Origin of the sequence: Janthinobacterium silvisoli (assembly GCF_014200725.1) — a bacterium.
In the GTDB taxonomy this organism is placed as follows: Bacteria; Pseudomonadota; Gammaproteobacteria; order Burkholderiales; family Burkholderiaceae_D; genus Janthinobacterium.
In genome coordinates, this window is sequence record NZ_JACHCL010000003.1 from 90,886 (window position 1) to 110,337 (window position 19,452).

The 19,452-nt window shown below is 60.7% G+C and carries 14 protein-coding genes; 1 reads left to right on the plus strand and 13 read right to left on the minus strand.

Annotation, left to right across the window (positions count from 1 at the left end; genetic code table 11):
* Positions 1 to 39: 39 nt before the first annotated feature.
* From HDE75_RS16805 to HDE75_RS16825, 5 genes are all read right to left on the minus strand, one after another.
* Positions 40 to 4,320 (minus strand): two-component regulator propeller domain-containing protein, encoded by a 4,281-nt coding sequence (locus HDE75_RS16805; RefSeq protein WP_311735132.1) that lies wholly within the window; start codon positions 4,318 to 4,320, stop codon positions 40 to 42.
* 44 nt (positions 4,321 to 4,364) lie between these two features.
* The gene (locus tag HDE75_RS16810) at positions 4,365 to 5,534 is read right to left on the minus strand and encodes a patatin-like phospholipase family protein (RefSeq protein ID WP_183678313.1); all 1,170 of its coding nucleotides are present in this window, start codon (positions 5,532 to 5,534) and stop codon (positions 4,365 to 4,367) included.
* Between the two features lie 41 nt (positions 5,535 to 5,575).
* On the minus strand, positions 5,576 to 7,351 hold the full coding sequence (gene ggt / locus HDE75_RS16815; RefSeq protein WP_183678315.1) for a gamma-glutamyltransferase: 1,776 nt from the start codon (positions 7,349 to 7,351) through the stop codon (positions 5,576 to 5,578).
* A gap of 195 nt (positions 7,352 to 7,546) precedes the next feature.
* The gene (locus tag HDE75_RS16820) at positions 7,547 to 8,305 is read right to left on the minus strand and encodes a 3-hydroxyacyl-CoA dehydrogenase (RefSeq protein ID WP_183678317.1); all 759 of its coding nucleotides are present in this window, start codon (positions 8,303 to 8,305) and stop codon (positions 7,547 to 7,549) included.
* 83 nt (positions 8,306 to 8,388) lie between these two features.
* On the minus strand, positions 8,389 to 8,850 hold the full coding sequence (locus tag HDE75_RS16825) for a hypothetical protein (protein WP_183678319.1): 462 nt from the start codon (positions 8,848 to 8,850) through the stop codon (positions 8,389 to 8,391).
* A gap of 284 nt (positions 8,851 to 9,134) precedes the next feature.
* On the opposite strand from HDE75_RS16825, the gene HDE75_RS16830 reads away from it, so the two are divergent.
* The gene (locus HDE75_RS16830) at positions 9,135 to 11,204 is read left to right on the plus strand and encodes a TonB-dependent receptor domain-containing protein (protein WP_183678320.1); all 2,070 of its coding nucleotides are present in this window, start codon (positions 9,135 to 9,137) and stop codon (positions 11,202 to 11,204) included.
* Between the two features lie 22 nt (positions 11,205 to 11,226).
* On the opposite strand, the gene HDE75_RS16835 is transcribed toward HDE75_RS16830, so the two are convergent.
* The 8 genes from HDE75_RS16835 to HDE75_RS16870 all read right to left on the minus strand — a co-directional run bounded on the left by HDE75_RS16835 (position 11,227) and on the right by HDE75_RS16870 (position 18,157).
* The gene (locus tag HDE75_RS16835) at positions 11,227 to 11,700 is read right to left on the minus strand and encodes a hypothetical protein (RefSeq protein ID WP_260174178.1); all 474 of its coding nucleotides are present in this window, start codon (positions 11,698 to 11,700) and stop codon (positions 11,227 to 11,229) included.
* 173 nt (positions 11,701 to 11,873) lie between these two features.
* Complete coding sequence (locus tag HDE75_RS16840) at positions 11,874 to 14,015, minus strand: sodium-translocating pyrophosphatase (RefSeq protein ID WP_183678322.1); 2,142 nt, start codon at positions 14,013 to 14,015, stop codon at positions 11,874 to 11,876.
* A 182-nt stretch (positions 14,016 to 14,197) separates the two neighbouring features.
* Positions 14,198 to 14,854, minus strand: coding sequence for an adenylate kinase (gene adk / locus HDE75_RS16845; RefSeq protein WP_183678324.1), 657 nt, complete (start codon positions 14,852 to 14,854; stop codon positions 14,198 to 14,200).
* A gap of 229 nt (positions 14,855 to 15,083) precedes the next feature.
* Positions 15,084 to 15,842: a 3-deoxy-manno-octulosonate cytidylyltransferase gene (gene kdsB / locus HDE75_RS16850; RefSeq protein WP_183678326.1), complete on the minus strand. Its 759-nt coding sequence runs from the start codon at positions 15,840 to 15,842 to the stop codon at positions 15,084 to 15,086.
* 3 nt (positions 15,843 to 15,845) lie between these two features.
* Positions 15,846 to 16,022, minus strand: a complete 177-nt coding sequence (locus HDE75_RS16855) for a Trm112 family protein (protein WP_183678328.1) — start codon at positions 16,020 to 16,022, stop codon at positions 15,846 to 15,848.
* Positions 16,003 to 17,055, minus strand: a complete 1,053-nt coding sequence (lpxK, locus tag HDE75_RS16860; protein ID WP_183678330.1) for a tetraacyldisaccharide 4'-kinase — start codon at positions 17,053 to 17,055, stop codon at positions 16,003 to 16,005. The genes HDE75_RS16855 and lpxK overlap by 20 nt, the downstream gene beginning before the upstream one ends.
* A 59-nt stretch (positions 17,056 to 17,114) precedes the next feature.
* Positions 17,115 to 17,555: an ExbD/TolR family protein gene (locus tag HDE75_RS16865; RefSeq protein WP_183678332.1), complete on the minus strand. Its 441-nt coding sequence runs from the start codon at positions 17,553 to 17,555 to the stop codon at positions 17,115 to 17,117.
* Positions 17,552 to 18,157 carry a MotA/TolQ/ExbB proton channel family protein gene (locus HDE75_RS16870; protein WP_183678334.1) on the minus strand — a complete coding sequence of 202 codons (606 nt, stop codon included), beginning with the start codon at positions 18,155 to 18,157 and terminating at the stop codon, positions 17,552 to 17,554. The genes HDE75_RS16865 and HDE75_RS16870 overlap by 4 nt, the downstream gene beginning before the upstream one ends.
* Positions 18,158 to 19,452 lie beyond the last annotated feature (1,295 nt).

Genomic DNA, 19,452 nt, shown 5'->3' on the forward strand with positions numbered 1-19,452 from the left:
TTGAGCGTATTTTACCGGCTTTCAGGCGGATTTTAATGATTAATCTTGCATATTTTGCACTTCGTTGACGGAGGCAGCGATCTCCGCCAGCAAGCCATGCAGGCGCGGCAGGTGCACGGTGACCTGCTGCCATTGCCCGCTATCGGCCGCTTCTTCCAGCTGCGTGCACAAACCATGCAGCTCGGCTTCGTCCAGATAGGCGGCGCTGCCCTTCAAGCCATGCAGCAAACGGCCCGCTTCCTCCTTGTTCTGCGCCGCCATGGCTGCATCGAGTTCATGCAGGCGGCTCGACAGGTCGCCCACGAAGGCGGCGCGGATGCGGCGCTTCAGGTCGCCGCCACGGCCATCCTGCAAGGATGAGGAAGACGAAGCAGACGAAGGCGGCGGCACCGGCGGCACGCCAAACAGCATATCGAGTTCGGCCTGGCCCGGCGCCGCGCTGCCCGGCGCGGCCACGGGCATACGCGGCAAGGGGCGTTCACGCTCAAGCTGGTGTTCGATCGCGTGCTCGAGCAGCACATGCAAGGCCATTTCATCGATCGGTTTGCTGAGGAAGTCATCCATGCCGGCGCCAAGGTAACGGATGCGGTCTTCTTCGCTGGCATTGGCAGTGAGCGCCACGATCATCACTTCCGGATCGTGGACGGGATGCTCGGGCAAGCCACCTGCGCGTATCAGCCGGGTCGCCGTGGCGCCATCCATCTCGGGCATGCGTCCATCCATCAGCACCAGGTCGTACGGCGTCTGGGCGCAGGCGGCCACCGCCAGGGTACCGTTGGCCACCACGTCGACCCGGTGCCCCAGGTCTTCCAGCATCACGCGGATGATGATCTGGTTGGTCGGGAAATCTTCGGCGCACAGGACATGCAGTTGGTGACTGTGCGGCGCCAGGGTCACTGGCGGCACCAGCGGTGGCGCCTCGCCATCGGCCAGCGGCAAGATGAAGGTAAAGGTGCTGCCCTGCCCCTGCACGCTGGTGGCCGTGATGGTTCCGCCCATCAGTTCGACCAGCTGGCGGCAAATCGCCAGGCCCAGGCCCGTGCCGCCATAGCGGCGCGTGGTGCTGGCGTCGGCCTGTTCGAATTTCTGAAACAAACGTGCCATCGCAGCGGCATCGATGCCGATGCCGCTGTCGCTGACACTGAAACGTATCAAATTAAGCTGCCCAGGCGCCACGCCGGCGCGCTCCACGCGTACGCTCACGCCGCCATGCTGGGTGAACTTGAAGGCATTGCCGACCAGGTTGACCAGTACCTGGCGCAAACGGCTGGGGTCGCCCACCACGAAGGGCGGCAAGTCCGGCGCGAAATCGATGGAAAAGCCGATACTGCGCGCGGCCGCCTGCTCTTCGAACAGGCTGACCACATGCTCCATCGCCGCGCCGAGGGCAAAATCGATATTTTCAATACTCAGCTTGCCGGCCTCGATCTTGGAAAAGTCCAGCAAGTCATTGATGATGGCCAGCAGGGACTCGGCATTGGCCTGGCCGCGCAGGATTTGCTCGCGCGTCGACGCATGCAATTGCTGATCGCGCAAGGCAAAGCCCAGCATGCCTATCACGCCGGCCAGCGGGGTGCGCATCTCGTGGCTCATATTGGCCAGGAATTCCGATTTCTGGCGCGTGGCATCTTCGGCCTTGCGCTTGGCCTGGCGCAGGCTTTCCTCGTTTTTCTTCAGGCTGCTGTTAGCCAGCGCCAGCTCGTGGGACTGGGCCAGCACTTCGATTTCCTTGCCGCGCAATTCGGCATTCTTTTGCGATACCTCGGCCGTGCGCTCGGTGACCTGCCGCTCCAGCTTGCTCTGCTGGCGCCGCAGTATGTGCATGCGCTGCCAGTACACGCCGTAGATCAGCCCCAGCGACAGCAAGGCCATCAGGCTGCGGAACCACCAGGTTTTCCAGAACGGCGGCAAGATGGTGATATTGAGGGTCGTGCCGCTTTCATTCCACACCCCATCCTTGTTGGCCGCCTTGACACGGAACACGTACTCGCCCGGATCAAGATTGGTATAGGTGGCAAAGCGCCGGCCCGCATCCGTCATGACCCAGTCCTGGTCGAAACCCTCGAGCCGGTAGGCAAACATATTGCGCTGCGGGGCGGCAAAATGCAGGGCGGCGAATTCCAGCGAAAAGACGCTCTCGCGCGAAGTCAGGGTCAGGCTGCGGCTATGGTCGATGGCCGTGTCCAGCACATGGGCAAACTCGCCGCGGCCGATCAGCACGGGCTTGTTGAAGATCTGCAGTTCCGTGACCACCACCAGTGGCGGCACGAGGTTGTCGTGGATATCCTTGGGTGCAAAGGCGGTCATACCGTTAAAACCACCGAAATACATGCTGCCGTCGTCCGCGCGCACACCGGCGCCGTCGAAATAGGAACCCTCGACCGTGCCATCGGCGCTGTCGTAATTGCGGAACTGGCCGCTGCGCATGTCCAGCCGGGTGATGCCGCTGTTGGTGCTGAGCCAAAGCTGTTCGGCATCGTCCTCCAGGATGCTGGCCACCGCATCGTCGGCCATGCCATCCTTGCGCAAATAGCGGCGGAAGCGGATCTGCCCCTTGGTATCGACATCCATCCGGTTCAAGCCATTGGCCGTGCCCACCCACAGCACGCCGCGCTTGTCTTCGTGCAGAAAATGCACTTCGTCGTGGCTGAGGCTCTGCGGATCTGCCGGATCGTGGCGAAAATGGCGGAAATGGCCAGTCGTCCGGTCCAGCAAGTCGAGGCCATGGAAAGTGCCTATCCACAGCTGGCCCTTGCGGTCTTCCAGCACCGGCCGCACCATATTGTCGGACAGGCTGTCCGGATCGGCAGGGTCGTGACGGAAGGTGGTGAATTTTTTCGTGACGGGATCGAAACGATGCAGGCCGCCGCGCGACGACACCCACAGCATGCCGCTACGGTCGCCGGCGATATTGCGGATGGTGTCGCTGTTCGGGTCGCCCACCGCAAAACGCGTGGTGGAAAAGCGCCGCGTGGCCAGGTCGAAACGGTGCAAGCCCGTGCGTCCGCCCACCCACAGCACGCCGTCCGGGGCCCGGTACAGGGTCGACACCTGCTCGTCGCGCGACATGCCCGGCGTCCTGCGCATATCGAATATCTGCGTCGCGCCATCGCGCGTATCGTACAGCTTCAGGCCAGTGGTGGTGCCCAGCCACAGCTTGCCGCCACCCGCATCGGCCAGCGCGCGCACCTTCTTGTCGACCAGCGTGGCGGTATCGTCCTGCGCGCGCACCATGCGTGAAAAACCGCCGCTGCCCAGGTCCACCCGGCTCACGCCGTTATACCAGGTGCCGGCCCAGAAGCTGCCGGCGCGGTCGCGGAACAAGGAGGCCACCTGATTGTCGGCGACGCTGAACTTGTCTCCCGTCTGGTGCCGGAATTGCAGGAAGGTGTCGTTTTCGGGCTGCCAGCGCAGCAAGCCATCGGCATTGCTGCCGACCCAGACGGTGCCATCGATATCCTGGAACAGGCTCGATATGCGGATCGCGTTGAAACCCTGCTTTTCACTCAGGCGCAGGCGCGCCAGCGGCGCCCGGCCTGCAGGATCGAGGCGCCAGCGCTCGGCGCCAGCCATGGTGCCTATCCACAGATTGTCCTGCCTGTCGACCAGCAGCGACTGGATCACATTGAATTTCGAGGCCGGCAGCGCATCGATGGTGTAATGCTCGAAACGGCTGCTGCCCGGCGCCAGCATGTCCAGGCCGGTTACCGTGCCTATCCACAAACGCCCCTGCGCATCGAGCGCCAGCGCCTTGATCTCGTTATCGCCCAGGCTATGCGGGTCCTTGTCATCGTGATGCCAGCTGCGAAAGGTGCCGGTGACGGGATCGAAATGCTGCAAGCCATCCGAGGTGGCGATCCAGAAACCGCGCGCGCCATCTTCAAGAATGGCGTGCACATGCCGGCTGCCATTGCCACGCTTGTTCGTATCGGGCTGCACATAATGCGTAAAAGTCTGGCTGACGGAATCGAAACGGTCCAGCCCATTGTCTGTGCCGACCCAGAGCTGGCCCTGGCTATCGACATGCAGCACGCCGACCCAGTTGTCGGCCAGGCTGCTGCTGTCGCCTTCGACATTCCGGTACACGACGACCCGGTATCCGTCATAACGGCTCAAGCCCGACTGGCCGCCAAACCACATGAAGCCTTGCCGGTCCTGCGCGATGGACAGCACCGATTCCTGCGCCAGGCCATGTTCAACGCTGAGCTGATCGAAACGCAGGCTGCGTGCAGGCGCGGCCCCGGCCCCGCCCCAGGCGCCCAAAAGCAGGCACAGGCACAATATCCATGGCACACCGCAAGCACGTCGAAATCCCAGCACAATCGTCCTGTCAAAAAAAACGCGAAAAAAACCGTCAGCCCGTCTCAGGAACCAAAAAACGCCAGTACATCGTCCTTGCGGGCTTGCGTATCGCGCTGTCCAAGACGGATCAGCTCGTTAGTATATGTCGATTCGAACAATAAATACGAGGCCAAAGCCGCACCACGGGCCTCGGCAGCACCAATTCCCGACAACATGGTACGGATTGGGCGCGGCAAACTGCCGATATGCCGGCTGGCGATGGCATCGAGCCGCTCGGATGGCGCAATCACCAGCAATTCCACCGGTTTCAAGGCCGTCTTGCCCAGCAATTCGGGCGGCAGCATCGACAAGGTCAAATTGATACGGTTCAGGCGCTCGATGTCGACCGCCAGACCATCGAGGAAGATCGACGACAGCGCATGGCCGGCGATTTGCGCCAGGCTGGGGTAGCGCGCCGCATCGCCTGGGCCGGGTGCCGGCTCCGTCATGCGTCCCGCGCCCACCACCAGCACCTTGTTGGCGCCCAGGTGGATCGCCGGGGAAATCGGCGCCAGCTGGCGCATCGAGCCATCGCCACAGTATTCGCGCTGGCCGCCGATATACAGGGGCACGGCCGGAAAGATGAAGGGAATCGCGGCCGACGCCAGCAAATGTTCGACGCCGATCTGGTCTTGCAGCGCCAGCCGCTGGGTGCGCACCCACGGCGCAATCTCTGCGGCCGTCTGGTAAAACGTCATGTGGCGGCTGCCCGAATACGACGAGGCGGTCACAGCCAGTGCATGCAGCAAGCCGTCGGCCAGGGCCGCATCCAGGCGCGGCAAGTCCAGCATGCGGTGCAGCAGGCTGACCAGCGGGGTATTGTCGAGCAGGGAATTGGGCGGCGCGGCATGCCACTTGCGCAGCAGCCAGCCAAACGACAGCAGCGACAGCCAGCGCGCGCCCGAGCGCAGCACGCCCAGCGAGTCGGCGCGGTAGACTTGCTCGACCTCGATATGCTGCCAGACGTCGAGCAGTTTTTGCACGCCTTCGCCGAAATTGTCGGCCCGGCAGGCGAGCGCCGTGGCGTTGATGGCGCCGGCCGAAGTGCCGCAAATGATATCGAAAGGGTTGCGCGCCGGCGGCCAGCCCGCTTCCCACAAGATCGCCGAAATCGCCTGCAGCACCCCCACCTGGTAGGCAGCGCGGGCGCCGCCCCCCGTCAGTATCAAGCCGGTTTTATTTTCCATTCCCATGCCGGCAGATTAGCATGGGTCTTGATGCTTTGTGGAAAAGTTTAATCTCCCCGCACCATGCCTTCACGCCTGGGATCGGCGCCGCCAAACCAGAAGTCATGGCCATGCGCGTTCAGGCGCATGATGCCTTGCAAACCGGAGTTTTGCTCGATCACGCGCACGTCGTGGCCCATGGCTCTCAAAGCAGCGATCTGGGCTTCCGGCGCGCGGCCCGTTTCCAGTTCAGTCGGACCGTTGCGGCTGCCAAAGTTAGGCAGGCTGATCGCCTGCTGCACGTTCAAGCCCCAGTCCATGGTGCCGACCAGCACCTTGGCGACGTAATTGATGATGGACGAGCCGCCCGGCGACCCGGTAGCCAGCACCAGCTTGTGCGTGCCCTTTTCAAACACCAGGGTCGGCGACATGGCGCTGCGCGGGCGCTTGCCGCCCTGTACCCGGTTAGCGATCGGGCCGTCGGCATTTTGCGAGTCGAACGAAAAGTCGGTCAGCTGGTTATTGAGCAGGAAGCCGTCGACCATCTGGCGCGAACCGAAGGCGTCTTCCACGCTGGTGGTCATCGACAGGCCGCCGCCGAACTGGTCGACCGCCACCAGGTGCGACGTCGATGGACGCTGCAGCGCATTGTCCAGGCCCCATGCCACCTGCATGCCGGGCGGCGTGCCCGGCAAGGCCTTGCCCATCGACTTGTCGCCGATCAGCGAAGCGCGCTGGGCCAGATAGGTCTTGTCGAGCATGGCCGAGACGCCCTTGCCCGGCAGCGGGATGAAATCCGTGTCGGCTACATAGCGGTCGCGGTCCGCATACGCCAGGCGCCCTGCTTCCGAGAACAGATGGATGGCTTTGGCATCGAGCACGCCATCGACCGGTGGATACGGGCTGATGTCCTTGACTTCCAGGATGCCCAGCATTTGCGCAATCGCAATGCCGCCCGACGACGGTGGCGGCATGCCGCACACAGTCCAGGCCTTGTAGTCGCTGCAGACCGGATCGCGCTCCTTGGCCTGGTAGCCGGCGATGTCTGCCGCCGTCAGCTTGCCGGGATTGGTCGGATGGGCGGCGACCTTGGCGGCGATATCGCGCGCGATGCGGCCCTTGTAAAAAACGTCGGCGCCGCCACGGGCGATTTCGCGCAGAGTACGCGCCAGTTCCGGATTTTTCAGGAGATGGCCGACCGGCCAGGCCTTGCCATCCTTGTCATAGAAATACGCGGCGGCGACCGGGTCGCGCTTCAGGGCCTGGTCCCAGGCCAGCAAGCCATTCAAGCGCTGGGAAACGGGAAAACCGTTTTGCGCCAGCTTGATCGCGGGTGCGAACAACGTCGCCCAGGCCAGTTTGCCGTGTTCCTTGTGCGCCAGTTCCAGCATGCGCAGCACGCCAGGAGCGCCGACCGAACGCCCGCCGATGATGGCGGCGTTGCGCGACAGCGGTGTGCCGTCCGGATGCTGGAACAAATGTTCATCGGCGGCGGCCGGGGCGGTTTCGCGCCCGTCGAACGCCTGCACGCCTTTGTTGGTCGAATACAACATGAAGGAGCCGCCGCCGATACCCGACGATTGCGGCTCGACCAGGGTCAGCACCAGTTGCGTGGCAATCGCCGCGTCGATCGCGCTGCCGCCTTTTTTAAGCATCTGGTAACCGGCATCGGCCGCCAGCGGATTGGCGGCGGCGACCATGAATTTCTGCGCCGGCCAGCCGGCCTTTTCCACATAGGCGGTGGCGATTTCCGGCGCTTTCTGGGGGACTTCGGCAAAGGCGGGGCTGGCAGCCAGCGCGCCCAGCAAGCTCAGGCTCAACGCCAGCGACTTCATTCTGATCATGGATTCTCCGATAAAAAAAGCGCACAGCCGACCACGGCTGTGCGCCAGATACAGAGGTATCCTACCTTAAATCAACTAATGCCTGCAGTAGCCTCAAAGTGCCGGGAAATGTTCAGGACCAAGCGCAGGGTCGAAGACAGTACGAATATTACAGCGAGGCCCTGCAACAACGTCCTGGACGTTTCTCCGGCGCTTTTACTTAGGCTGCATGCGGATCGCGCCGTCAAGGCGGATGGTTTCGCCATTGAGCATCACGTTTTCCACGATGGCTTTCACCAGTTGCGCGTACTCGCCCGGCTTGCCCAGGCGTGAAGGGAACGGCACCATCTTGCCCAAGGCATCTTGCACTTCGGCCGGCATGCCCAGCAACATCGGGGTTTCAAAAATGCCGGGCGCCACCGTCATCACGCGGATGCCGCTGCGCGACAAGTCGCGCGCCATCGGCAGGGTCAGGCCGGCCACGGCGGCCTTCGACGAGGCATACGCGGCCTGGCCGATCTGGCCATCGAAGGCGGCGACCGATGCCGTATTGACGATGATGCCGCGCTCGCCTTCGGCCGTGGCGTCCGTCTTGCCCATGGCGTCTGCCGCCAGGCGGCACATATTGAAGGTGCCGACCAGGTTGATGTTGACCACGCGCTGGAACAACTCCAATGGGTGCGGGCCATCCTTGCCCACGGTTTTCACGGCTGGCGCGACACCGGCGCAATTGACCAGGCCACGCAAGGTGCCCAAGCCCACGGCGGCAGCCACCACGGCCTTGCCATCTTCTTCCGAGGTGACGTCGCACTTGACGAAGACACCGCCCAGTTCAGTGGCCAGCGCCTGGCCCGCCTCGACCTGCACGTCGGCCAGCACGACCTTGCCGCCCGCGCCCGCCAGCATGCGCGCCGTCGCCGCGCCCAAACCCGAAGCACCGCCCGTGATAATGAATACCTGATCTTGAATTTGCAATGTCGTCTCCTGATGTAGTGATAGCCTGTTATCGGCATCATATTTGACGTTTACGTAAACGTCATATCGACGACAATTTTACCTCAGAAGCATTGAATGAAAGCACCATTCCTTTGGCAGATGTGACCATTGGCATCGAGCGTGCTATTGCCCGCACCGTTGTAGCGCGCGCCAGCGGCGTCACGGCAACCGCCCACATCGCAGGCGCCAGCTGGCACCAATGGCCTGGAAACGACAGCGCTTGAGCCCGGTGGCATGGTTTGAAAGTGCACCACAGGCGGCGCCATCTGCGTGGCAGGCATACGGCCGATCACTTGCGCCACCGCGCGGCGCGTGCCGACGGGCGGCGCTGGCCGGCATGGCTCGACGGCCAGCTTGTTGCTGTCATGCGGATCGAGCCGGCAGACGGGCAACTCTTGCGCCGGCACTGCATCGGGTTCGGCCGCCGGCTGCTCCTGCGCCACAGCACGGCCGCCAGCAACAGCCGCACACAACATCAGCATGGCCAAAGCGGACAGGGAAAAACGGGGCAAGGCAAGGTTCATGGCGGCTCCATAAGACGTCTGCTTTCATTATTGGCACAAGCGACGCCAGTACCAAGTGCCGGTAACAATTTCTCACGTTTCAGGGCAAGACGCAGGACTTCCACTCAGCAAAGCAAGTGGTAACGGTGTTTTATTTTCAGACTACGCTTTCTTTATTGCCAGGATAGCATTACAATAAGAACGATTCTTATTCTCATTTGATGCAAGCGCATTACATCACAACATCTATATCCCCAGCCACCCGGAAGGCAGCCAGGACATCACCACCTTTCGGGAAGCCCACTATGACCAGCCGCAGTTCCGCTTTTGCCGCACGCCACACCTCTTCCTTGCACCGCGCCGCCGTCCTCCTGCCCTGTTTGCTGTCGCTGGCCGTCAGCCAGGCCTGGGCCGAAGCTAATCCAGTCAATACCGATCCCACCATGAGCACGGTGGTTGTGACCGCTTCCGGCACGGCCATCGACATCAAGGATGCGCCGGCCAGCATCAGCGTCATCACGCGCGATGAAATCGAGCGCCAGCCCGTATATGACTTGAACACCTTGCTGCGCCGCATCCCCGGAGTGACGGGCGGCACCAGCCCGGTTGGCGATGAGTCAAAGATCAAGCTGCGCGGCTTGCCCGACAAATACACCTTGATCCTGGTCGATGGCAAACGCGTCGGCAGTTCGGCCGACACTTCTTACCGCCCGGACCTGGGCCGCCAGGACTTGAACTGGATTTCGCCGGACATGATCGAACGCATCGAAGTGGTGCGCGGCCCCATGTCTTCGCTGTATGGCTCGGACGCCATGGGTGGCGTGATCAATATCATCACGCGCAAGGTGCCCGGCAAATGGAATGGCTCGGCCACGGCCAATTACACGCAACCGCAAGACAGCGGCCGCGGCACGGCGCACCAGCTGAGCCTGAATCTGGCCGGCCCTTTGTCGGAAGCGGTCGGCATGCGCATCGGCGTGGCGCAATCGCGCCAGAATCCCGATGAGAAAATCATCGGCAAGGCGGGCGGCATCGGCGGCGAGCGCAATCAAAGCATCACGGGGCAATTGAACTGGGCGCTGAATAGCAAGCACAGCCTATCGCTGGACGCCAGCTACGGCCGCCAGGAAGCGAGCGATTCCTCGACCCAGGATGCCGACGGTTATCCGCTGTTTGGCGCCTGGGGCGCCAGCAAGCTGATACGCAAGAGCGCCGCCATCGGCTATGAAGGCCGCTGGGATTTTGGCAAGACGCGTATCAACCTGTACCACAACGATTACGACAACCAGTACCCGGGTACGGTCGCCAAGTCCAAGGACAATACACTGGATGCGACCCTGGAAAAACGCCTGGGCTGGGGCGTCGAGCAATTGCTGGTGATGGGTGCACAATGGAAACATGAAGAGCTGACCAATACCGACATCATCGGCACGGTGCCGACTGATTACCTGGGCACCCCCGTCAGCGGCGCCACCTTGTCGGGCACCACCTCGGCCCTGTTCGCGGAAGACCAGCTGTTCCTGCGCGAAAACCTGACGGCCACCATCGGCTGGCGCCTGGACCACCATGGCAAGTTCGGCAATCACCACAGCCCGCGTTTATACCTGGTGTACCACCCGGCGCCGGAATGGACGGTCAAGGGCGGTATCTCGCAAGGCTTCCGCGCACCGAGCCTGAAGGAAAACTCGCCAGCGTCCGCCACCAACTCGGGTGGCCGTGGCTGCACCAGTCTGTACCCGCTCGGCTATATCCGCGGCGAGTGCTTTATGGCGGGTAATCCCGACTTGAAACCGGAAACCAGCACGGCGGCTGAAATCGGGATTGCCTATGAAAAAAATGGCTGGGATGCAGGCTTGACCTATTTCAATACGGATTTCAAGAACAAGATCGATTATGCGCCGCTGGGCTTTTACCAGAAAAAATGGTGGACGCGCATGACCAATATCCAGAAAGCGCGCACCAGCGGTCTCGAAGGTACCTTGACCATTCCTTTGAGCAAGCACCTGAACTGGCGCAACAACCTGACCTATATGGCGGAAGCGAAAAACCTGACCCTGGGCACCAACCTGCTGGCCACGCCGAAAGTCTCGCTGTACTCGGCGCTGGGATGGCAAGCCACGGATCAATTGTTTGCTGAAGTATCGGCCCAGTACACGGGCAAGGAACTCGACGCCGACGCGCGCACGTCCACGCGACGTCCACCCAACAAGGCTTATACCATCGTCGATACGGTGGTGTCGTACAAGGTCACACCAAACTGGACCTTGCGCGGCGGCCTGGAAAACCTGTTCAAGAAAGGCCCGGCAAACGATGGCCTGGTCGAGTACTACGTACCCGGCCGGCGCATGTTTGTCGGTTTGACGTCACGCTTCTAAGCCGGCGCCAGAAGACGGTGTATCAGGGCGATACGCTGCCGGGTGCTGCGCTTGTGGGGGCGACTTGCCGCCAGGGCACGCTGCAGCTTTTCACGTCAGGATAATAGCCTTGCGGATTGTCGCAGTAGTAAGAAGCGGGGGCGGCTTGCGTACCGCCCTGCTCCACATACACGGGCGGTTGTTGCTGCACGACGATCGTGCCGGTGTAGGGGTAGTTGTACCAGGGGTCGCCATACCAACCTGGCCCATAGCCATAACCCCATGGCGCACCGAGCCAGACGCCGACGCCCACATGGCCACCGCCATGGTAATAACCGCCGCCGTGATACCCCCCATGGTAGCCACCATGAAAACCACCGCCGTGAAAGCCACCACCGTGGAAACCGCCGCCATGGCCGCCAGGCGCGGCAGCCGCAGTGCCCGCCAAGGCGGCGCAAGCCAGAACCAGTAGCGCCAGCGCGCTACGCCGTTTGATATTACTCAGTTGCGTGTTCATGATTTCTCCTGCCTTGGTCAGCCCGGTCTACAGGCATGATTCATTATTGGCAGACAAGTCCATATATGAAAGGAACCGTAACAATTGCTCACCTTTTATACGCAAGGCATATAGATAGCACTCTCAGCAGCATAAAAAATGCCCCGTTTGCGGGGCATCTGGCTGCAGCCCAATTACTGGGGCGGCGTGATCGGCGCCGGCGCTTGTGGCGCCGGTGGCGTGGCCGGTGTCAGAATGGGCGGCACCGTCGCATGCACGGGTGCTGGCGTGGCGACCGCCAGCCAGCCCGTGGCGGGCAGCAGCGGCACCAGCAGCAGCGCCACGATGTTGATGATCTTGATCAGCGGATTGACGGCCGGGCCGGCCGTATCCTTGTAGGGGTCGCCCACTGTGTCGCCCGTGACGGCCGCCTTGTGCGCTTCGGAACCCTTGCCGCCGAAATGGCCATCTTCGATGTATTTCTTGGCATTGTCCCAGGCGCCGCCGCCGGTGGTCATGGAAATGGCGACGAACAAGCCCGTGACGATGGTGCCCATCAGCAAGCCGCCCAAGGCCGCTGGCCCCAGCAGCATGCCGACCACGATGGGCACGACTACTGGCAGCAAGGAGGGAACGATCATTTCGCGGATGGCCGACGCCGTCAGCATGTCGACCGCCTTGTCATATTCGGGCTTGGCCGTGCCTTCCATGATGCCCTTGATATCGCGGAACTGGCGCCGCACTTCCACCACCACGGCGCCGGCCGCCCGGCCCACCGCTTCCATCGCCATGGCGCCGAACAGATACGGTATCAGGCCGCCGATGAACAGGCCGACGATCACCATCGGGTTCGACAAATCAAAGGTGATGTGCTGGCCCACCGATTCGAGCGCATGCGTGTAGTCGGCAAACAGCACCAGCGCGGCCAGGCCGGCCGAACCGATGGCGTAGCCCTTGGTCACGGCCTTGGTGGTATTGCCGACAGCGTCCAAAGGATCGGTAATCGCCCGCACGGAGTCCGGCAAGCCCGACATCTCGGCGATGCCGCCCGCGTTATCGGTGATCGGGCCGTAAGCGTCCAGCGCCACGATAATGCCAGCCATCGACAGCATGGAAGTGGCAGCTATCGCGATGCCGTACAGTCCAGCCAATTGATACGACACCAGGATCGCCACGCAGACGGCCAGCACCGGATAGGCGGTAGACTTCATCGATACGCCCAGGCCGGCGATGATATTGGTGCCGTGGCCGGTGGTCGATGCTTCGGCAATATGGCGCACGGGCTTGAAGTCGGTGCCCGTGTAGTATTCGGTGATATACACCATCAAGCCTGTGAGCACGATGCCGACCACGGTGGAACCCATCATCTTGTAGCGCATGGTGTCGTCTGGCCACAGCAGCCAGGTGACGATGGCAAAGCCGATCAGTGACAGGCCAGCTGCCCACCACAGCCCCGTGTACAGGGCCGACATGATTTTCGCGCCCGGCTTGGTTTTCACCATCGAGCAGCCGACGATGGAGGCGATAATCGATACCGCCCCTAGCAGCAGCGGATAAATGATGGCGGCGGTAGTCGCGTCGGCCAGCAGCAAGGCGCCCAGCAGCATGGTGGCGATCAGGGTCACGACATAGGTTTCAAACAGGTCGGCCGCCATGCCCGCGCAGTCGCCCACATTGTCGCCCACGTTATCGGCGATGACGGCCGGGTTGCGCGGATCGTCTTCGGGAATGCCCGCCTCGACCTTGCCCACCAGATCGGCCCCCACGTCGGCGCCCTTGGTGAAGATGCCGCCGCCGAGCCGGGCGAAGATGGAAATGAGCGAGGCGCCAAAGGCCAGGCCGATCAGCGGCTTGATCAGATCATGCTGGGTCAGGCCCGGCGCTCCCGTCGTCACCAGCAGCCAGTAAAACAGGGTCACGCCCAGCAAACCCAGGCCGACCACCAGCATGCCGGTAATCGCCCCGCCCTTGAAGGCCACGTTGAGCGCCTGGTTGATGCCCAGGGTGGCCGCCTGCGCCGTGCGCACATTGGCCCGCACCGAGACATTCATGCCGATAAAGCCGCAGGCGCCCGACAGTACGGCGCCAATCAAAAAACCCAGCGCCGTGTGCAAGCCGAGCAAGGCGTAGATGACGATCAAGAGCACCACGCCGACGATGGCGATGGTGCGGTACTGGCGCGCCAGATAGGCGGCCGCGCCCTGCTGGATGGCCAGCGCGATTTCCTGCATGCGCGCATTGCCGGGATCCTGTCGCAAGATCCAGCTGCGCGACACCAAACCATAGATCACTGCGACCACGCCGCAGGCTACCGCAAACCACAGACTGGCTGCCATATCGTCTCCTTCTGTTTTTATCGACGTCATTGCCAAAGGCTGCAGACCACACCGACACAGGACCGGCATGCGCAACCAGGAAAACACGCACTGCAAAAAACTTCAACTACGAAAAAGAAATGACAGGGCCTGTGAAAATCAGGCGCAAAAAAAGCGGACACTGGGGTCCGCTTTTAAGTGATTTATTGCGCCAGGGCGGCAAATGCGCTGTCGCGAATTTGTTCTACCGGACCGACGCCGGCGATGCGGCGGTATTTCGGCGCGCCTGGCAGGCCGGACTGGGCCCAGTTGTTGTAGTAATCGAGCAAGACCTTGGTCTGGTTGTGGTACACATCCAGGCGTTTCTTGACCGTTTCCGCCTTGTCGTCGTCGCGCTGGATCAGCGGTTCGCCGGTGACGTCGTCGATGCCGTCGACTTTGGGTGGATTGAATTTGGTGTGGTACACGCGGCCCGAACCCGGGTGGCTGCGGCGGCCATCCATGCGCTCGATGATCGAGGCGTCAGGCACGTCGATTTCCAGCACGTAGTCGACATTGATGCCGGCGTCTTTCATGGCGTCCGCTTGCGCGATGGTGCGCGGGAAGCCGTCGAACAGGTAGCCATTGGCACAATCGGCGTCTTGCAGGCGGTTCTTGACCAGGCCGATCATGATGTCATCCGACACCAGGCCGCCCAGGTCCATGACTTTTTTCGCAGCCAGGCCCAGTTCGGTACCTTCCTTGATCGCCGCGCGCAGCATGTCGCCCGTGGAGATTTGGGGGATATTGTATTTTTCTTTAATGAAATTAGCCTGGGTGCCCTTACCGGCACCGGGTGCTCCTAACAGTATCAAACGCATGAAGTTTCCTAAAAAGCAGATTTTGGATGGGATCTATGTAATTATTTTTAGATGGTGTTGCAATGACTATCTTTCCCTACGAAACTTACCACAAAAATTCACCGGAACGCCAGTTTGCTATCAATTTGCTATGAGCAGATTGATCGAAGCCAGCTTTTATCGCCTTGGGCGTTTCGAATTGTGGTTTTTGTTGCAGGCACACATAGTCTTTGCCTGACGCACTCACGGCTCAAGTAGCGTGGCGATAGTGCGCTTGTACTCTGGCTAAATCTTCCGGCGTATCCACGCCGGCGGCCGGGGCTGACTCGGTCACATGCACGGCGATGGCATAGCCATGCCACAGCACGCGCAGCTGTTCCAGCGCCTCGATGCTCTCCAGCGGCGAGACGGACAGGCCGGGGTAAGCTTGCAAAAACGCATTGCTATACGCATACAAGCCGATATGGCGCAGCGGCACATAGCCGGCAGGCAGGCTGTCTTTCGCTTGCGCAAAGCCGTCGCGGTGCCAGGGGATGGCTGCACGCGAGAAGTACAGCGCGCGGCCAGCCTTGTCCAGCACTACCTTGACTACATTCGGGTTGAAGGCGTCGGCCGCCTCGTGCAGCGGATGGGCGCAAGTGGCCATCGGCACGTGCACGCCGATCTGCGCGGCGCAGGCAGCCAGCAGCGATGGATCGATCAGCGGCTCGTCACCTTGCAGGTTGACCACCACGGCGTCATCGGCCAGGTCCAGGGTGCGCGCCACTTCGGCGATGCGGTCCGTGCCCGATGGATGGTCGGCGCGCGTCATACACACTTCCACGCCATGCGCGGCGCAGGCGGCGCGGATGTCTTCATGGTCGGTGGCGACGATGATGCGCGAAGCACCCGACAGGGCAGCCTGCTCGGCCACGCGCACCACCATCGGTTTGCCGCCCAGGTCGGCCAGCGGCTTGTTGGGCAGGCGCGTGGATGCCAGGCGTGCCGGGATGATGACGATAAACGACATCGCTTATTCCACTGCGTCTTGCAGGGTGCGCGCTTCGTCGGCCCACATGATGGGGATACCGTCACGGATAGGGTAAGCGAGGCGGTCGGCGCGGCAAATCAATTCCTGCGCCTTCTTATCGTGTTCAAGCTGGCCCTTGCAAACAGGGCATACCAAAATATCAAGCAGTCGAGCGTCCACGACATTTCTCCACAATTTGTTGTGCCAGCGCGTTATCAATATGCGCACTGACCGGGACGACCCACAGTCTCGGGTCGTCTTTGAGATATTCAATTTGCGCACATTTTACTGCATCCTTCTCCGTGATCAATATCAGCTCGGCATCGAGTCCGGCAAATGGCTGATCGAGGAAATCGTGATGGTCGGGCAAAGGCAGTTCGGCAAAGCTCAAACCGGCCTGGCGCAGCATGGTAAAAAAACGCTGCGGATTGCCGATGCCGGCCGCCGCCACGATGCGCTGGCCAGCGTTTGCCAGCTCGGCCAGCGGTTTGCGCTCAGTACGGTCTGCCAGGCGTTCGGCCACGCTGCCGGCCAGTTGCATGGGCACCACCAGCCCGCCCTGGGGCGCCACCGTGGCCGCCAAAGCAGATTCCAGATGCGGCGTATTGATCACCGTCACGTCGCGGCGGCGGCGCGGCGGCTCGCGCAAGGGGCCGGCCGGCAGCAGCCAGCCATTGCCCACGCCGCGGCCATCGAACAGCACGATTTCCACATCGCGCTGCAAGGCATAGTGCTGCAAGCCGTCGTCCGTCACCAGCACATCGACTTCAGGATGGCTAGCCAGCAGCGCCCTGCCCGCCGCCGCCCGGTCGCGCCCTACCATCACGGGACAAGCGCCGCGCTGGAAGATCAGCAAGGGTTCGTCGCCCACCTGCTGCGGCGTCGATGCGGCCGTAACGGGGCGCGGCAGCCTGTCCACGCTGCCGTGGCCACGCGAGATCACGCCCGGACGCATGCCGGCCGCGCGCAAGGCTTGCACCAGCCAGATCGTCAACGGCGTCTTGCCGGTGCCGCCGATAAAGATATTGCCGACCACCACCACGCGCACGGGCAGGCGCGCCGACTTCAATATACCCGCGCGGTACAGGCCGCGCCGCAGGCTGCTCAAGCCACCAAACAGCAGCGATACGGGCCACAGCGCACAGGCCAGCGGCCCGCGTTTGAGCCAGGCGCGGGTGAGGGTGGATTCAAGCTGGGGGGAGTGTTGGGACATCGGTATCGACTAAAAATGAAACCCCGCCACACCTGAAGGCAGCGGGGTTGAAGAGGAACTTACTTGCTGCTGGCCTGCGCCGCAAACGTCAGCTTTTCATAGCCGGCCAGACGCGCCGCTTCCATCACGTGTATCACCATCTGGTGCATGGCGAACTGGTCGGCGTTGACCACCACCACCGGTGTCTGCGCGGGCGGCTTGCCGCCATTGGCAGCCTTGGCCGCTTCCTGCAGGGCGCCGGCCAGGCCGGCCACGTCGCGGAAGGACACCGGCTGGCGGTTGACCGTGTAATTGCCCTTGGCGTCCACCGTCACATCGATCTGCTGCGGCTGCTCCTTGGCTTGCTCGGCGTCGGCCGTGGGCAAGGTGATCTGCAGTTCCGTGAATTTGCTGTAGGTAGTGCTGACCATCAAAAAGATCAGGATCACCAGCAACACGTCGATAAACGGGATCAGGTTGATTTCGGGGTCTTCACGCCCCTTGCCTTTGCGGAAGTTCATTGGCGGCCACTGTGGACGATATCGACGAATTTGACGGCTTGCTGCTCCATGTCGATCACGAAGCTATCGACCAGGGCGCGGAAATGGCGGTAAAACACCAGGGTCGGCATGGCGATGGCCAGGCCAAAACCTGTGTTATACAGGGCCACCGAAATGCCGTGCGCCAGTTGGGCCGGATTCGAACCGCTGGCGTTTTGCGAACCGAAGATTTCAATCATGCCGACCACCGTGCCAAACAGGCCCATCAGCGGCGCCAGGGTGGCGATCGTACCAAGGGTAGTCAAAAAACGTTCCAGCACATGCGCCACGCCGCTGCCCGCTTCTTCGATCGATTCCTTCATCACTTCGCGCGGCGCGTTGACGTTGCGCAGCGCGGCGGCCAGCACCACGCCCAGCGGTGAATTGTCTTCCAGCTTGCTGATGGTATCGGGCGTGATCTTGCCGCCGCGATACACCTGCACCACTTCATCGAACAATTTGCGCGGCAAGATTTTGCTGCGCCGTAAATACAGCAGGCGTTCGATGATCAGGGCCAGGGCCACGATGGAAGCGATCAACAACAGCCAGATGGGCCAGCCGGCGGCTTGGAATATAGCGAGCAAAAGAAACTCCTGGTTTTGTTGGGCAAGGCGCCGTGTCTATCGATGTCCATGATACTGGTCAAGCACGGCAGCCCCTATTGTACCCACCGGCCATATTCACATGGCCAGCGGCAGAATGGCGCAATGTAGCGCGTTGCAGCGCCGGCGGCAAGTGGCGCTTGCGGCAAGTGCTTGTGTGCAGGCGCTTCTTTGCCAGCGGTTTTGCACATATTGTGTGGATAAGATTGTGCGCAAGCGGCAAGCATAAACAATAAGTCATTGATTTCATTATCAATTATAGTGCTGCGCAAAATACAGGCATAGCAGCTGAGCGCCATTAGTCAATGTTGTAAAGACAAGAATTCAAAAGTTCTGCACATTTACTGTGGACAAGATTGTGTGCAAGGCTGTTGAATGAAAGTAAGCCATTGATTATAAAGGACTTGTTTTCATTGTTTAAAAAAGTGGCAGACTTTATTCAAAAGCGGCGATGTGCGTAGGCCAAGTTCTGCACATAATCTGTGGACAAGATTGTGCGCAAGCATACGAATACACGCTAAGTACATTGATTTATATCGTTTTTATTCGACTGCATAAAAATAGGGCAAAGGACCATAATGGCCCGTATGGCACAGAAAACAGGGGGCAATCAGCAGGCTTCGGAGTACTTTTCCACTGCCACGCCAGTTCCACACATAAAATGTGGATAAGATTGTGAGCAAGCCGCCCGACTCGATACAACAGCCTTGATTTTAAACGATTTTTTTATATTGATTAAAAATAAGGCAGATATGGGATCGAGCAAGAAGCAGGAAAACACGGTGCAAACCAGCGCTACCACTGAAACGATTTAGCCAGTTTTGCACATATTCTGTGGATAAGATTGTGTGCAATACCAAGAAATAATCACAAGTCATTGATTTATATCAGCATTAATATATTGCATAAAAAAAAGGCACAACAATCGGAGGCGCTCAACAGATGCGCCCGATGGATAAAATATCGTCGGCGCACAAGTTCTGCACATTTTTTGTGGATAAGATTGTGCGCAAGGCCATGCATGACATACTAAACCCTTGATTTACAATGATTTTATTTTATTGCGCAAAAATACAGCAAGGCATTTTCCTGGCGGTTTCAGGCCCAGGCCGGGCCTGTCTATCGAGCACACAAAGTTCCGCACACTTTCTGTGGATAACTTTGTGCGTAAGTGAGGGCCGCATGACTGATGTGCTTGATCCTAAAGGATTTTTTCTTGCTGCACGCAAATCAGGCAACAATGAATTCATCATAAAATCAATTACTTAGAAATAGAA